Source organism: Glycomyces buryatensis (genome assembly GCF_004912275.1).
In the GTDB taxonomy this organism is placed as follows: Bacteria; Actinomycetota; Actinomycetes; order Mycobacteriales; family Micromonosporaceae; genus Glycomyces; species Glycomyces buryatensis.
On the sequence record NZ_STGY01000065.1, the window covers coordinates 16866 to 30467 of the forward strand.

Here is a 13602-nt window from a genome sequence, read left to right on the forward strand (position 1 = left end):
TCAGTCCTCGGATTTCGCGGCGGCGTAGTCCGCGCGGCGCATCGCGTTGAGGTCGCCGCCGGACGCCTTCCACTCGGCGAGGTACTCGGCCTCGCGGTCGCGCTGAAGCGGCGTGCCCTGGTAGATGACCCTGGCGAGGCACTTGCAGTGCTTGTGCGACTTGAAGGAAGCGGTCCGCTCGGTGTAGAACACGGGGCCTCTGGAGATCTGCATCCGGCACCACGGGCAGGGGCGCTTGGAGATCGAGAACCGTGCCCAGCGCGCCGTGCGTCCGGCGTTGTACTCGGCCTGGAGGTGCTCGAAGGTGCGCTCTCTGGCGAGGTCGGCCAGGATCTTCTGGATCGTCCCGAGGGACTCGACAAGTGCGAGTTCAACGGCACGTTCGAGCGTCCACCCGGCCTGAAGGCCGGTCTTGATCGTCACCGGGCCGGACATCAGGAGGTGTTCGAGGAGTTCGTCGATGCTCATGCCGACCGTCCGGGCGAGGTCCGCGAGGTCCTCGACGCCCGCGAGGTCGCGGAGCTGCGCGAGGTACTGATCGGCGGCGGCGATCATCGCGCCTGAGTGCTCGCCGATGACGAGCTGTGCGGCGGTCGCGTAGGAGGGAAAGGAGGCGTCGAGGTCGCGAGTGTCGAGCAGGGGCCACACGTCGATGAGGTCGAGCTGCGCGGCGGCGCCCTCGCGTTCGATTCGGCGGGCGAACTCGGTTTCGAGGTCCTCGACGGCCGTGGTCACTTCGCCGCCTTCGCGGCGGGCTTGCCGCGGCTCGGGGTGCCGTACCCGTCCTTCGAGGTCGTCGCCGTGCCGGGGACGTTGACGCCGCCCTTGGCGTTGTCGATGCCCTTGGCCTCGGCCTGCGTCTTCTCGACGCCGGCGCGCTGCGCCTGGCCTTGGAGCATCCCGAGCATGTTGCCGAAGGAGTCGGCCTCCGCGCTCATCTTCTTCCAGGCGGCCACGTCGGAGGAGTTGACGCCGGGGATGCGTTCCCAGAGCGCCTCCGGGGGGACCTGGAGCATCTGGGAGAGCTTCCCGAGTGCGTCGACTGTGGACGCGAGGCTTCTGGCTTCGGTGTCGCGCCAAACGATGCGGTTGAGGTGGGCGTCCTCGGGGATCGCGCGGCCGGTTGAGGCGGCGGTCGCCAGGCGCATGACCTGGGCCCACGCCTCGCCGTAGACGGTCCGCTTTTCCGAGCACTTGCGTTGCAGCCCAGCCTCAGCGGCGGCGAGCGCCTCGGCGCTGATGTTGACGATCTCGCCGAGGAGGTACACCGGGGGCACTTGGCTGATGGCGGCGAGGTGCTTGATGGTCTCGGCGACGGCCAGGAGGATCTTGCCGATGTCTGATTCGCTGAACTCGCCGAACTTCGCGTCCGGCGTCTCGGTCACCCACACCCGGTTGACTGCCGAGTTGAAGCTGTCGACGGGCTCGCCGGTCTCGGGGTCGCGCGGGATCACGAGGCCGGAGGCCCACCGCTGCCTGAATGACGCGAACTGTGCGATGAGCGAGGCCGTCAGGGTGAGCGAGTTGAGGCGGTCCTGTGTGGGGATCAGGGCCTCGATGTCGCCGCGGGGGCCGATGTTCGGGGAGGTCGTGAGTTGGTTGCGGAACCTGACGATCGGGCACACGCCGAGCCCGTGCCGGCGGGACTCCTTGAGGGTGAAGGAGTCGAGGTCCGGGGAGTCGGTGAAGTTTTCGCCGAGGTACACGTGCTCGTACTCGTCATCTAGGAGCGTTGCGCGGCAGCGCTTCTCGCCGGTCGAGTAATCGAGGTCGACGTGGAGGGCGAACTGCGGCCACTCGTCGTGGATGGGGTCCTCGTACAGGGCCGACATCGACAACGGCGAGAAGGGCCGGATCTGCGGGACCTTCTTCTTGCCGGGCAGGACCCGGACATAGGACAAGCCGTACGTGAGCGTGTCGCGGTGTACGGAGTGCTGCCAGGCGTCGAGCGAGTTCGCCGACCACCACTCCCACGAGGTGTCGTCGTCCGGGGAGTCGGGCTTGCGGTAGCCCTCGACGTAGAGCTGTTGCGCGACGGCATCCACGATGAGCGGCAAGAAGTTCAAGACCGCGGTCTTGACGAGGCTCGCGTATTCGCGGTGGGCGTGCTTGGGCATGTAGGGCGGGTCCTGGAGGCCCGTGGCGTACCGCTCCAGCCAGGCGTAATGCTGCCGCTCGTCGTTAAATCGGACGAGCGAGCGGTGGAGCACGTTTCTGAGGTCGCCCGATGCGGGCATGAGCCCTCCAAGGGGGCGGGTGAGGGGTGGTCTAGTTGAGGCCGACCAGGACGCCGGTCCGCTTGCGCCACTTGGTGAGCACGCCCTTTTCGAGGGCGAGGTGCTTGGCGTGGAGGGCGATGAGCATGGCCGCGGCGGCGTCGATTTTCTGCGTCGACTGGCGCGATTCCTTGCCGATGCCGATGCCGTAGGCGTTGGGGCGGCGCCTGGCGTTCTTGAGGTGGCGGATCAGCGCGGGGTGGCGCGAGAGGCGCATGGTGCCGGTCTGGAACGAGGAGACGGTGGCCTCGGCCTGGACCGTGAACTCAGCGAGGCGGCGGGAGGAGCGCATGTCGAAGTTGAAGACGCCCTTCGCGCCGAGGGAGGCGAAGACCTTGTCCCGGTGCTGGTTGGCCCAGATCTCGACGTAGGGCTCCCAATAGGACATGTCGCACCCGAAGGCCGCGACGCGGAAGCGGTTGAACGCGCGGTCCACGGCGGCGGTGACTTCGGCCTTGGGCACCTGCCAGTCCTCCTGGCCGGGCATGTCGGGCTTCTCCCACACGCCGAGGAGTTCGACAAGGCCGTTCTCTACGTCGACCGCGACGAGCGCGGTCGCATCCTGGCTCTTGCTGCCGTCGAAGCCCAAGGCGACGATCCGGCCGTCTTCGATCTGCTCGTCGACCACCGCGCCGTCGACCTCGTGAGGCTCGACCCACGAGTCACCGTGCGCCACAACCTGGTTGAGGTAGAAGCGGCGGGCTTCGTCGACCGTGACCGTGAGGTCGTAGATCTCGGCCACGATGCGGTCGATGTCCAACCACGTCGCGTCCCCGCGGCAGTCGGCCAGCGCGGCGCGAAGCTCGTCCTCGTCGGCGAGGTCGCGGACGGGAAAGCTCGACTCGATCGAGTCGAAGAGGATGCCCGTGGTTCTGGCTCTGCCCTCGTGCTGGGCTTGGAAGGCGGTGAAGTCGCGTTCGGCGACGGAGTCCATGCCGGGCATGTGGGCGTTGGTGGTGACCAGCATCCGGCCCATGCCGCCCCGGGACTTGCCGAGGTTGCGCTTACAGACGCGGTCGAGCTTGTGCCCGCCGTCGGAGGAGGTCCACAGGTGGGTCTCGTCGCCGATGACCAGGGTCGGGCGGGAGCCTTCGAGGGTCTTCGCCTCGCTGGTGACCGGGAGGAGTTTCCGGGTTTTGGTGGGCCCGGCGAGGATGCGGGTCTGGCCGCAGTCGACGGGCATCCCGTCGATCTCGGTGCGGGCGCCGATCATGGCCCTGCACATGTCGAACGTGTTGGCCGTCTGATCGAACGACACGGCGGCGAGCTGAATCCACGCCGCATCGGAGCGGGCGACGATCCAAGTGCGGGACTGGCGATCCCACTTCGGCCGACAGGGGCCGAGCAGCTCAATCAATGAGACGGCCGCGGCGAGCGGTCCCTTCCCCCAGCCCTTCATGCGCTGCAAGACCGCGCGTCGCCACACCCAGCGGTGCTGTTTGGCGGGGTCGGTGGCGTACCACCAGAGGAGAAACCGGATCTGTTCGCCCGTGAATCTCCACGGCATATCGGGGTCGTCGGGGTTGCGGAGGTGCTTATGCGCCCATCGGATGGCGGCCAGACCGACGAATTCGGAGTAGCCCTGGTCCTTGGGGCGCTGGGCAGGGAGGTTCCCCACCTGTACGACGGACACGGGGGCTCCGAAAGGGGGTTAGGCGAAGGCGGCGTCTACGGCCCCGTCGTCGTCCTCTTCGGCCTTCTCGCCCTCGATCACTGGGGCGTACTTGATGCCGACCTTCGAGCGGTCGACGTGGCTGAACAGCAAGGAGTCTTCGAGGGGCTTGATCGTCCTGGCGAGCTTGATGAGCAGCTCGGGCTCGCTCGTGCCGTAATAGGCGTCCTTGAGGGGGATCAAGTCGCGGATGCGCTGGATGTCGGTGACCTGGTAAAGGGCCGCCTGCGGGCTCGACATGACCGAGATGAGCCACTGGCGCGTCTTGGCCTTCAACCTGCCGAGGTCGCCGAAGTCCCAGTCTGAGCGGGCGTGCGGGATCGTGGCGAGTTCGACGGCCGCTTGCTCGGCGAGGCTCTGGTGGCGGCCGAGCTTGCCGTCCTGTGGCTTGGGGTGGGTCATCGGGTCACGAGGGCGATGATCGCGACGACGAGTGAGCCGGTCGCCAGGAGTGTTGCGGCCGTGGGGATCGCCCACAGCCGCCGCTCGACCTGGCGAAGCCGGTCCTCGTGGTCGACGAGCGCCTCCTGCGTGGAGGCGTCCGAGTCGGAGATCCGGCCCAGTTCGCCGCCGATGCGGCCGAGGTCGCCTCGGATGGACACGACCTCGTCATAGATTTCGCGAGCGCCGATGGTCACGGTTCCGAGGTCCTCAGCCATCAGCTAGCCCTTGACGAGGCGGGACCAGGTCTTCGGGCCCACGATGCCGTCGACCAGGAGGGACTTGGCCTTCTGGAAGAGCTTCACCGCGGCGGTGGAGCCGGGACCGAAGATCCCGTCAATGCCGCCGGCGGACTTGAGGCGGGCGGCGGGGGCACCGCCGTAGGCGAGGATGAGACCCTGGGCGCGGCGGACGCCGGAGCCGCGCGAGTCCTGCTTGACGGTGGAGAGGTCGGCCACGAGCTGATCAGTCCAATTCGGAGTCGAGGGGGTGGTGGGCCGCGACGGCTTCGACGGGGTCTCGTCGAGGTCGGCGATGCCCCAGGGGCTCTGGTCGTCGTAGGGGCCGGTGGACCGCCCGTCCGGGCCGACGCCCACGGAGACGTGGACGTGGGTGGTGTGGGGGTTCGAGCCGTTGTAGCGCCGCCAGCCTTCGGAGGCGCGGGCCTTCGACCAGATCTTGCGGTCGTGGATGACGTACTTGACGGCGCGCGTGGGGTTCGCGGCCAGGTAGCGCGCGAAGATGTCGAGGTCGAGTCCGGCGTTGCCGAGGACATCGATCGCGCAGACGACGCCAGCGCCGTTGGGGTTGTGGTCGGAGTAGCCGTTCTGGTGGTCCTCGTCGCCGATAGACCACACGGTGGTCCCGGGGTGGGCGCGCTGAATCTCTGCGTTGAGGACCTGGAGCGACCTGGCGAGACGCCAAGAGGCCAAGGGGATCTCCAAGGGGTGAGGGGAGAGCCCCCGGCGCGGGTGAAAGGAGCGAAAGCCCCGCGCCGGGGGTTGCCCGGATTTCGCCTGCTCACTGGCAGGCAGTCACGCCTCAGAACCGGGCGGGCGCTAGCCGCGTGCGCTGAGCCGGTGCCCCGAGGGGAGGAGGGCACCGGGCGCGGCAGGATGGGCGGCGGTGTCGAGACGCCGCCCAGGTCAGGGGCAAGGGGTCCGGACTAGACCGGACCCCTTTTGGGACTCAGGAGAACTGGGCGAGGAGCTTCGGGGGCGCGACCTTGAGCAGGCCCCGCAACGCGGAGGCGGCTTGCTGCGGGACGACGCCGTTGCCGAGGATGCGGAGTTCGGCGGTGCGGGCGAGGCCCCGGCCGGTCACGTGGCCGGGCTCGTAGCCCATGAGCCACTCGACGAAACGTGGGGACAAGCGGGGGCCGTTCTTGCCGGGCTCGGTCGGGGCGGGAGGCTGGCGGCCGATCACTTCAGACCAGCGCACAACAGCGGGTCCGTACTTACCCCAATCCGTACCGCCCAGCTCGGGAGCGTCAAGTCCCCGGCCGAGCCGCGCTGATTGGGTGAGCCCTTCGTGCCGTCCGTCGCCCGCGGGGTCGGGATCAGCACCGCCGACAGCGGCGGCCGGAATCCCTTCCCCGGCCGGCGTCCGGCCGTTCCGGTGTCGGAGGCCCGGGGCGTCGGCAGGAGTGGGAGCGAGCAGACCTCGGCCTGAAGCGACTTCCCGTGCTTCCCGGCGAGCTGGCTCGGGGTCGGTTTGTACTGCCGGTCCTCGTTCGCCGAGGCGCGCGGCGTCGGTAGGAGCGTCACCACTCCGGCCAGGAGCGTCGAGGTTCTCGTGGTCTTGCGGCCGTGGGTCGCGTCCGGCGTCGGCAGCAGCGCTATCGCCGTCCGCAGATCCGGGCCGCCCGTCCCGTGGCGACCGGGCCCATTCGCATCGGTAGTCATCGGGGTCGGAAGGCCAGGCGAGCGCGAACCAGCGGTTTCTTTGATGAGCTGCACCAACGTCTGAAGCTCGAAGGCAAGTCCACGCCAGGTCATACCCGCTTTCGGCCAGCGAATCGGCGACGGCGTCGAATCCTCGTCGGAGGATCGCGGAGACGTTCTCCAGGAGGACGAAGCTCGGTCGAAGGAGGCGAATGCCTTCCACGATGTGCGGCCAGATCCAGCGGTCATCCTCGGTGCCTTTCCTCTTGCCCGCGTTGCTGATCGGCTGGCACGGAAAGCCAGCCGTGATCATGTCGACCCCCTCGACCTCGTTCCAGTCGAGGGAGGTCAGGTCGCCGTGGTTGGGCGGTTCGGGCCAGTGGGCGGCGAGGACTGAGGCCGCGGCTTTGTCGGTCTCGGCGTGCCAGGTGATGCGCCCGCCGAGGACTTCGCGGACCGCGAGGTCGAGGGCTCCCGATCCGGAGCACAGGGAGCCGATCCGGAGCGGCCGAGGTGGGGAGGGGGTGGGGTGAATGTCCATGTCAGGGAAAGGGGTGCGGAGTAGCTCCGCACCCCTTCGAGGGGCGGCCCGGCCGCCGCGCCCGTGGGGGCGTTGGCGGGGCGGCCGGGCGGCGGGGGTGCCCCGATGGTGCTGCGGCGGCCCGAACACGAGGGTGTGTGTTCGGAGCCGGGCCGCGTAGGTCAGGCGCCGCAGTCGGCGCCAAGGACTTCGGTCGAGTCCTCGTGGGAGCCATCGGGGTCGAAGTTGAGGGGGCGTGACCACCACTCGGTGGAGGAGATGCCGGCGGGGGCTGCGGCCGGGCGCAGGGCCAGGCGGGTCCACTCGTGGTCCTCGACCCAGCCGGGCACGAGGCCGCCGATCGTGTAATCGGCTTCGACCACGTCCACGTAGAGCGCACCGAACTTCAGGGTGCGGGCCAGCTCGGTCACGCCCGCCATGAGGTCCTCGGCGACGCCGGGCGTGCCCAGGGCGAGGACCGCGACGATCTCGGCCGCCCGGTAGGTGGGCCGCTGCCCGAGGTCGCCCAGGAGGGCCATGCCGTGGATGACATCGTGGTCGTCGATCGCGGCCAGCGCGGCGACGAGCGTCCGGCCTTCCAGGCGCGGGGCGAGGAACTCGCCGACGCCGCCGAGGTCGTCGACCGGCACGGGAACGTACTCGATCGCGCGCGAAGCTGTAGCAGTGACGGTCATCGATGCGTGCCCCTCTGGAGTGAGCCCCGGTGCGAAGAAGACGAACCGCGAAGCGGTTCGGATTCGAGCGCCGGGGCGAACATGACCCCGGAGCGAAGCGGAGGGGTCATGAAACGACGGAGACAGACCAGAAGCACCGGAGTCAAGATCTCCTCCGGCGCTGAGCGCCGGAGCCGGAAGTTCGCTTCGGCCAGAAGATCCCGACCGCGTTGCGGTCGCCGCGCGCGCACGCGCGTTACGGACCTAAGGAGAACAACGGACCTTGAACGGAGAGAGTGAAACTCTTCGGCTGACCCTTGAGGGTCAGCCAGAGGAGAACCTGTTCAGGTGGTTCTCTGTCTCTCCGATTGGAGTCTTGTTCAGTTACTTTCAGTCACCAGCCCTCAAGGGCTGGTTCTGAAGAGAAGATTCAGAAGAGAGCGAGATTGTCGCTCGCCAGGGCTCGCTCTGAGACCCCTACCCCCTTTATCCCCCTTCCCCGTTCTTCATAAGGGATGGTGTGCGGCGGAGGCCGTTTTGGAGGCCGCCGGAGGAAAGTGAGACCGGCTTCACTCCCGGTAGGCTGCAATGCATGAGCTTCGACGAGCCTGAGCTGCCGGAGTGGATCGCGTGGATTCACCGGACCGAGCCGCCGGAATTCGATCCGGCGGGGTGCCTGCGGTGCGGCGGCGTCGGATACGTGGAGCGGCTCGACGACGGCGGCGACCGCTGGCTAGCACCGGACGGAGTACGTTCGCTGGTGCCGTTCATGGTCTGCCCCGATTGCCAGGACCGACGCCGCGAGCCGGACGAGCCCTGGATCATCGGCGACGGCCTACGCTAGCGGCACCGAGGACTCCATCCTCCGGCCGACAGCTCTAAGGGGTACACACAAAGCGTGTACCCCTTAGCCTGATCAGCGAAAATACGAAGGGTACGCAGGGGCGCGTACTCTTTGGTGCACCAGCGGCAGGCAGTACAGATTCGAGATGTAAAGGCCCCCAACTGTGGCTGGGGCCTTCTTGGGCCGCGCGCGAAGCGCCTGCGGCTTTGGCAATCCAGGGACCAAGGGGGAGAGTCCATCTACCTGTTGTAGACCACAGTCGAGGCGGGGACGAGACAAATCAGTCCTGCCTGTGGTTACGGCCTAGGTGCAGAATTCTCCCGTTCCGCCTCTACCTCAACGTCCTGCCCTTCCGGTTCCGGCGGTGTCGCCGATCCGCCGCCCCGGAACAGCAGCGCGCGAGCGACATCGGCCAAGGCGTAGAGGATCGCGGGGCGTTGCTCGGTTGGTGCTCCGCGCAGGGAAACGAGCGCGATGAGAAGGCAGACGGCGGAGGGTATTGCAACCGCGACGGCGATCCAGGGCCCGAAGTTCGGGAGGTTCATTCCCCGATTGTCGCTGGTTACACAGTGCAATCGCAGGTGAGGATGGATGGGCCGGTGCACGTGCATCTGCCCAGTGTTGACGCGTGTCGTACTCTCGAATCGCAAATGGCAGCGGCGGTCAAAGGTGGCTCTGCCAGGCCACTTACCGCAGATCTCGCGCCCGCGCGCGAGGAGAGACCAAATTACCTGGTCAATCGTTCCAAAAGCGCCAATTACGCTCCGTAGGCAACACCAGGCGGAGAATCTTCAGCTTTGCCGCTGCGGAAGAGGTTTGGAGCGTGTCGGGGTTGTCCCCCTGGTCCCGAATGCCCGATTCTGAAATCTATGAAGCTTTGATCACGAATGTCCGTTGTGACAAGACATGTTTAGAGTGATGATTGATTCATGAATTACGAATGAGTTCATGAGTGGTGCGATTGATCTTGTTTCTTATTTATGATTGATTATCTTGATTGAACGCATTAGATATATAATGAATGAATTATTATCTAATATGAATTAGATAATGATTAGTATGATCATATATGTGTATGCACTATTAGTGCGCTTATGCACTAGGGCCCTTGCATGGCGACCCCTTGCAGCGCACCCCCTTACGTCCCCCCTTGCGAGTAAGCCGGCGCGGCGCCGCCGGCGCGCGACCTGGCGGACACTCCCCCGTCGCGCGGCTACGCCGCTCCCCTGGTGACCCGCTGGCGCGTCCGTAGCGCGTTGCCTAAAGAGAGGCATGGGCGCGACCTAATGCCGCTCCCGTAGTGCGTGAGCCGCGCCCGTGGATACCTGCCACACATCAACCGTTCAGTGGATACCTGCCTAACCGTTCGGGCAAAACCATGCCCTCCGCGTTGCATACATACCTAGGTATGTGTTGCACTTGACGGGCGAAGCTCCCAGCCTCGCGAGCTGTGCGTGAACGTCCGGACCCCGGTCGGGTGCGTGTGGCCTGTTGTTTGAGAACTGAACAGGGTGATTGACCAGCGAATACGCCGTTTCCTACCGTGCGAGTCGCACACGAGTCACACAGTTTCGGCTGTGCGTGTGCGTGCTCTCTCGGTTTAGGACAGAGAAGGGAAACCCTCATGGCTATGTCTCGTAAGCACTTCCGTTCGATCGCTGCGATCCTCGCAGGTACCGACTTGACAGAAGAGCAGCGCAAGGAATTGATTCAGGAATTCGGACGATTCTGCAAGTCGGAGAACTCGAATTTCAATTGGTCGACCTTTGAGGATGCGTGCCAGCCTGCGAAGTGACCCTATCGGGTGAGTGAGACACGGGGCGATTCCGTCCCGTGTCTTTTCTTTCTCGGATTAGGAACACGAGAGGGACAGCAGAATGCCGTATCAAATGCGAGAGTATTCGGTCACGTTCAGTGGATTCACGTTCAAATGGTGGCCGTATATCGGTCGTGGCAGGTATATCAACGTCTTTCATGGGTCAAATATGCGACCCGTGGCAGCAATTACCGTTTGGGATTTCGAGCGTGACCGGACCACGGTCACGTCATATGACGAATTCCTGAAACCGTGCATCGATTATGTGAGAGATGCCTAGTCGGTTATTGGCTCACGTCTTGCACGTGAGCCGCTATCCGGATTAGGAACAGAGAGGACATGAAATGTCCGAAGACAAGGAAGATCGCGCGCATTGGGAATCGATCGCTTTCAGCGATGAGTATTCCGAGGCAGAGCGGAAGGCCGCGCGACGGAAGGTGAATCGCTTCATCTATCAGAGCATGACCTATTTCGATGCTGTGCGGATGATTCGCGAAGATGCGCGCGAATGGTGGGACACCGAGTATTACGGGAAACTCACGATGTGGAGTCTAGTTAGCGACATCACTAATACGGTCGCGCTGGACTACGGCGTGACCGGTGCGGTTTCCCTAGATCATCAAGGGAATGCATTGAGTGACGCGTATCAGATCGTGCTGAGGCACTATCACGAGTTGCGAGGGTGGTATATCCACCCGGACTTTCTGGACTAACTCCTAGCTAGTGAGTCGTCTACAGGCCACGATCCCTAGGTCTGTAGACGCGCTCACGAGACTAGGAGAGGAGAACCCGAGTGTTCTATGAAGTCGTCATGATCCATTCGGACGGATTCCGTAGCTTGATAGCCGAATACCAAACGACGCGACGCGCTTTCGAACGAGTCGACAAGCTGAACAAAGCGCGTACGGCTGTTGAGAAAACGATTATGTCCAATGGCGCACCTCTCATTGAGTACATGGTGCGATCCAACTAACGCAGCAAAGGAGCATGAAAGCAATGGGCAACAGATTGCCTATCGAGATAGAGTGGATTGAAATCCACCCTAACGCTGAAATCGAGTTCCGACGTGGTGCCCCGTGGTGCGAGTCCGGTCGGATCGATGGAATTAAGTTCAACGCCCGGTATTGGGTGGTCGCGTTCGATGAACCTCGACACTTTCAACTCATAGGGGAAGCGTCGCAGCGGGTTCGTAAGGGTTGGGCGAATTTCGGTTCGCGTAACGAGAGAATGAATGAAATGTTCGCTGACTTGGCGGAAGCCTCGAAAGAGACGCTGTTCTTTGTCAGCCGAAATCAGCGAATCAGCGATATTCAGAGCGAATACGACTGGCGTACGCCGTGGTTCGTTCGCGGTTGAGCCTAACCGTTTGCATGATCCGTGAACCCAAGGGTTCATGGGTTGTGTCCTCGGATTAGGAACACGAGAAAAGAGGATGCATGGAACCCTTCGAAACGTGCGACTGCCATAACCCGCAGAGAGCACACGGGTACATGTTCACCATTTACGGATTCAATTACGGCGAGTCCGTTCTAGATGGCACTGAAACGGATTACTTCGATTCGTACCGGTGCAAGGAGCATGGCGATATCCAACCGCCGGAAACCATCACGATCAACGATCAGGAATGGTACCTGATCGAATGGTCATATACCCCTATCAAGCGAGTGGAGGCGTACGCATGACCGATATCTTGGATATCGAGGATGAGGTCACGTTCTCAGAGGAGTACGAAGAGCCGCTTAGCGCGTCTACGGCGCGCGAAATTGCAGCGGCCTACCAGTCACCCGGGGCCGTTGGTTCCGACCTCGCAGCGTTCGCTTCAACGGGTGCGCTGAACCCTGGCGTACTCGACGATATCGAGCAGACGCGCTCATGGTTCCGCAGGGTGGGAGAGAACCCGTACCGCGCGGACTTGGACGCGCTGGAATCGTGGGCGAAAGACAACCGCCCGGTACCGAATTGCGCGATCACGTCGGACGGGTACACGATCGATGAGGGCGGGACCTGTTACGCCTTGCTTGACGGACCCCAGCGCGTGACTGTCGAGTACGTGAACGAAGCGCAGTACGCAGAGTACGGGAACGCGCGCGACTACCCGTCATGGTTTGAAGTCGTGATCACGATCGAAAACCTTTACGACGAAGGCGGGTCATGGACTGGCGGAATCGACGCGCGCGAGCTTTACAACGATCGCGCGAACCTCCCCTAGCCGCTAGGGCGGTTATTGGCTCACCCGATGCACTCGGGTGAGCCTTTATCCGTTCTAGGGACGGACAGAGAGGAGAGGACATGTCGGAGGAAAAGCGCTTCACGCTGTTCAGCGAATGCGGGAATCGGAGAACGTCACTTGTGCTTGAGACTGATTTCCCGAGTGTCGAACTCGCGAGAGCGGGTGCGATTGAACGGGTTGCGATTCACAATCCGTGGCTGAATGAAGGGGAGCTAGCGAACGCGGTTGAGCCGCTGCAATCGCTTGGTCTCGAAAAGTCAATCAAGGTGAACGGCTTCACGTACTCGATTAGGCCGATTAGAGCCTAGTCGGTTATTGGCTCACAGTCGAGAGGCTGTGAACCGATATCCGGGATAGGACTATTCCGCAGCCTGCTAAAATATGGTAGGCGTGACACGAGAGGATCGAACGTGGCAGACTACGAAATCGGGAAATACGAGAAGTCCCGATTCAAAGACAAGAACGTCCCCATCCGCTTGCGGGTCGGACACATCGAGTTCATGCGCGACTATTACGCCAAGACTGAGGCGGAATTGCACTCGCGCATTCAGGCAGATCTGAGCAACAATCCTGAGTTGGAGATCATCACTCCGCAGGACATGAACGCCAACCGGATGCCGCAGAGTCCCTCACCCCGACTGCACGTGATGGACAGCGGAGCGCTTGGGGTCAATACCGATCCCAACCTTAAGCACGTGATGCGGGTGGATGTGGAGCGCGTGTGCGTTCCGATCGAATCCCCCGAAACCGTTCAGGTCAAGCTCAAGGTGGGAGTCCTCACGATCCTCCGTGAATACTCTGTGACCACGGTTGAGGAGCTGTCCCGTTCGGTCGCGAGCGACTTGGACGCGATCCCGAATCTGGAGTTCGACTCCGTGTACACGCTCTCGATTCACATGGACGTGATCGAGGATGGCGGGAACGGGTCGGTGTGCGTTTACCGATCGCTTCCGATGCCTGATGAGGAGTCGCGCAAGATCACGGACCACATGGACCGGATGCTAGCGATGCATGACGCGCTCCGATACCGCGCGCTCGCGTCCGTGCCGCTGTCCAAGCCGTACGGGCATGGCAAGCGGTACGCGCACACGCACCAACTCAAGTCGACAGAGAAGTTCGTTCCGGTCGGGTGACCTCACCCGGTCACGCTCACGAGAAAACCCGCACCGGGTGACCGGTGCGGGTTTTTTCATGCCCTGCGGAACCCGCTGTGAGCCTCGCAGGGACGCGAACGGACCCAACCGCG

Annotated in this window: 16 protein-coding genes and 1 pseudogene; 6 read left to right on the forward strand and 11 right to left on the reverse strand. The window is 63.7% G+C overall.

Translation table 11 applies throughout. The features are described 5' to 3' along the window. From FAB82_RS17275 to FAB82_RS17310, 10 genes and pseudogenes are all read right to left on the reverse strand, one after another. Complete coding sequence (locus FAB82_RS17275) at positions 1-735, reverse strand: VG15 protein (protein WP_136535789.1); 735 nt, start codon at positions 733-735, stop codon at positions 1-3. After that, positions 732-2237 carry a phage portal protein gene (locus tag FAB82_RS17280; protein ID WP_136535790.1) on the reverse strand — a complete coding sequence of 502 codons (1506 nt, stop codon included), beginning with the start codon at positions 2235-2237 and terminating at the stop codon, positions 732-734. The genes FAB82_RS17275 and FAB82_RS17280 overlap by 4 nt, the downstream gene beginning before the upstream one ends. A gap of 31 nt (positions 2238-2268) precedes the next feature. Further along, positions 2269-3909, reverse strand: coding sequence for a terminase (locus FAB82_RS17285; RefSeq protein WP_136535791.1), 1641 nt, complete (start codon positions 3907-3909; stop codon positions 2269-2271). A gap of 18 nt (positions 3910-3927) precedes the next feature. Beyond that, positions 3928-4350, reverse strand: coding sequence for a phage terminase small subunit (locus FAB82_RS17290; protein WP_136535792.1), 423 nt, complete (start codon positions 4348-4350; stop codon positions 3928-3930). Beyond that, a complete protein-coding gene (locus tag FAB82_RS17295) occupies positions 4347-4607 on the reverse strand; it encodes a hypothetical protein (RefSeq protein ID WP_136535793.1) in 261 nt (86 codons plus the stop codon). The genes FAB82_RS17290 and FAB82_RS17295 overlap by 4 nt, the downstream gene beginning before the upstream one ends. Before the next feature lie 3 nt (positions 4608-4610). Beyond that, complete coding sequence (locus FAB82_RS27565) at positions 4611-5321, reverse strand: peptidoglycan-binding domain-containing protein (RefSeq protein WP_211116649.1); 711 nt, start codon at positions 5319-5321, stop codon at positions 4611-4613. A 256-nt stretch (positions 5322-5577) separates the two neighbouring features. Continuing rightward, positions 5578-5829, reverse strand: coding sequence for a hypothetical protein (locus FAB82_RS28080; protein WP_246039690.1), 252 nt, complete (start codon positions 5827-5829; stop codon positions 5578-5580). Next, on the reverse strand, positions 5811-6293 hold the full coding sequence (locus FAB82_RS28085; RefSeq protein WP_246039691.1) for a hypothetical protein: 483 nt from the start codon (positions 6291-6293) through the stop codon (positions 5811-5813). The genes FAB82_RS28080 and FAB82_RS28085 overlap by 19 nt, the downstream gene beginning before the upstream one ends. Before the next feature lie 25 nt (positions 6294-6318). After that, a pseudogene (locus FAB82_RS28640) lies at positions 6319-6813 on the reverse strand (DNA cytosine methyltransferase); the annotation flags it as partial. 161 nt (positions 6814-6974) lie between these two features. Then, a complete protein-coding gene (locus tag FAB82_RS17310) occupies positions 6975-7487 on the reverse strand; it encodes a hypothetical protein (RefSeq protein WP_136535795.1) in 513 nt (170 codons plus the stop codon). Between the two features lie 571 nt (positions 7488-8058). On the opposite strand from FAB82_RS17310, the gene FAB82_RS17315 reads away from it, so the two are divergent. Then, positions 8059-8310 (forward strand): hypothetical protein, encoded by a 252-nt coding sequence (locus FAB82_RS17315; protein ID WP_136535796.1) that lies wholly within the window; start codon positions 8059-8061, stop codon positions 8308-8310. Between the two features lie 296 nt (positions 8311-8606). Here the strand turns inward: FAB82_RS17315 and FAB82_RS17320 are convergent, their stop codons facing one another. Further along, positions 8607-8855 carry a hypothetical protein gene (locus FAB82_RS17320; RefSeq protein ID WP_136535797.1) on the reverse strand — a complete coding sequence of 83 codons (249 nt, stop codon included), beginning with the start codon at positions 8853-8855 and terminating at the stop codon, positions 8607-8609. A gap of 1615 nt (positions 8856-10470) precedes the next feature. Here FAB82_RS17320 and FAB82_RS17325 point away from each other — a divergent pair. The 5 genes from FAB82_RS17325 (at position 10471) to FAB82_RS17345 (ending at position 13489) form a co-directional block, all read left to right on the forward strand. Then, positions 10471-10839 carry a hypothetical protein gene (locus FAB82_RS17325; RefSeq protein ID WP_136535798.1) on the forward strand — a complete coding sequence of 123 codons (369 nt, stop codon included), beginning with the start codon at positions 10471-10473 and terminating at the stop codon, positions 10837-10839. 283 nt (positions 10840-11122) lie between these two features. After that, on the forward strand, positions 11123-11482 hold the full coding sequence (locus tag FAB82_RS17330) for a hypothetical protein (protein WP_136535799.1): 360 nt from the start codon (positions 11123-11125) through the stop codon (positions 11480-11482). Between the two features lie 322 nt (positions 11483-11804). Beyond that, positions 11805-12335, forward strand: coding sequence for a hypothetical protein (locus FAB82_RS17335; RefSeq protein WP_136535800.1), 531 nt, complete (start codon positions 11805-11807; stop codon positions 12333-12335). 80 nt (positions 12336-12415) lie between these two features. After that, positions 12416-12664: a hypothetical protein gene (locus tag FAB82_RS17340; RefSeq protein ID WP_136535801.1), complete on the forward strand. Its 249-nt coding sequence runs from the start codon at positions 12416-12418 to the stop codon at positions 12662-12664. 102 nt (positions 12665-12766) lie between these two features. After that, entirely contained in the window at positions 12767-13489 is a 723-nt protein-coding gene (locus FAB82_RS17345) for a hypothetical protein (RefSeq protein ID WP_136535802.1), read from the forward strand. Positions 13490-13602 lie beyond the last annotated feature (113 nt).

Bases quoted from the DNA above. Each gene is read 5' to 3' on its own strand.
- FAB82_RS17330 (WP_136535799.1), top strand. From the start codon at position 11,123: ATGGGCAACAGATTGCCTATCGAGATAGAGTGGATTGAAATCCACCCT.
- FAB82_RS17340 (WP_136535801.1), top strand. From the start codon at position 12,416: ATGTCGGAGGAAAAGCGCTTCACGCTGTTCAGCGAATGCGGGAATCGG.
- FAB82_RS17320 (WP_136535797.1), bottom strand. From the start codon at position 8,855: ATGAACCTCCCGAACTTCGGGCCCTGGATCGCCGTCGCGGTTGCAATA.
- FAB82_RS17290 (WP_136535792.1), bottom strand. From the start codon at position 4,350: ATGACCCACCCCAAGCCACAGGACGGCAAGCTCGGCCGCCACCAGAGC.
- FAB82_RS17325 (WP_136535798.1), top strand. From the start codon at position 10,471: ATGTCCGAAGACAAGGAAGATCGCGCGCATTGGGAATCGATCGCTTTC.
- FAB82_RS17295 (WP_136535793.1), bottom strand. From the start codon at position 4,607: ATGGCTGAGGACCTCGGAACCGTGACCATCGGCGCTCGCGAAATCTAT.
- FAB82_RS17335 (WP_136535800.1), top strand. From the start codon at position 11,805: ATGACCGATATCTTGGATATCGAGGATGAGGTCACGTTCTCAGAGGAG.
- FAB82_RS28085 (WP_246039691.1), bottom strand. From the start codon at position 6,293: ATGACTACCGATGCGAATGGGCCCGGTCGCCACGGGACGGGCGGCCCG.
- FAB82_RS17280 (WP_136535790.1), bottom strand. From the start codon at position 2,237: ATGCCCGCATCGGGCGACCTCAGAAACGTGCTCCACCGCTCGCTCGTC.
- FAB82_RS17315 (WP_136535796.1), top strand. From the start codon at position 8,059: ATGAGCTTCGACGAGCCTGAGCTGCCGGAGTGGATCGCGTGGATTCAC.
- FAB82_RS17310 (WP_136535795.1), bottom strand. From the start codon at position 7,487: ATGACCGTCACTGCTACAGCTTCGCGCGCGATCGAGTACGTTCCCGTG.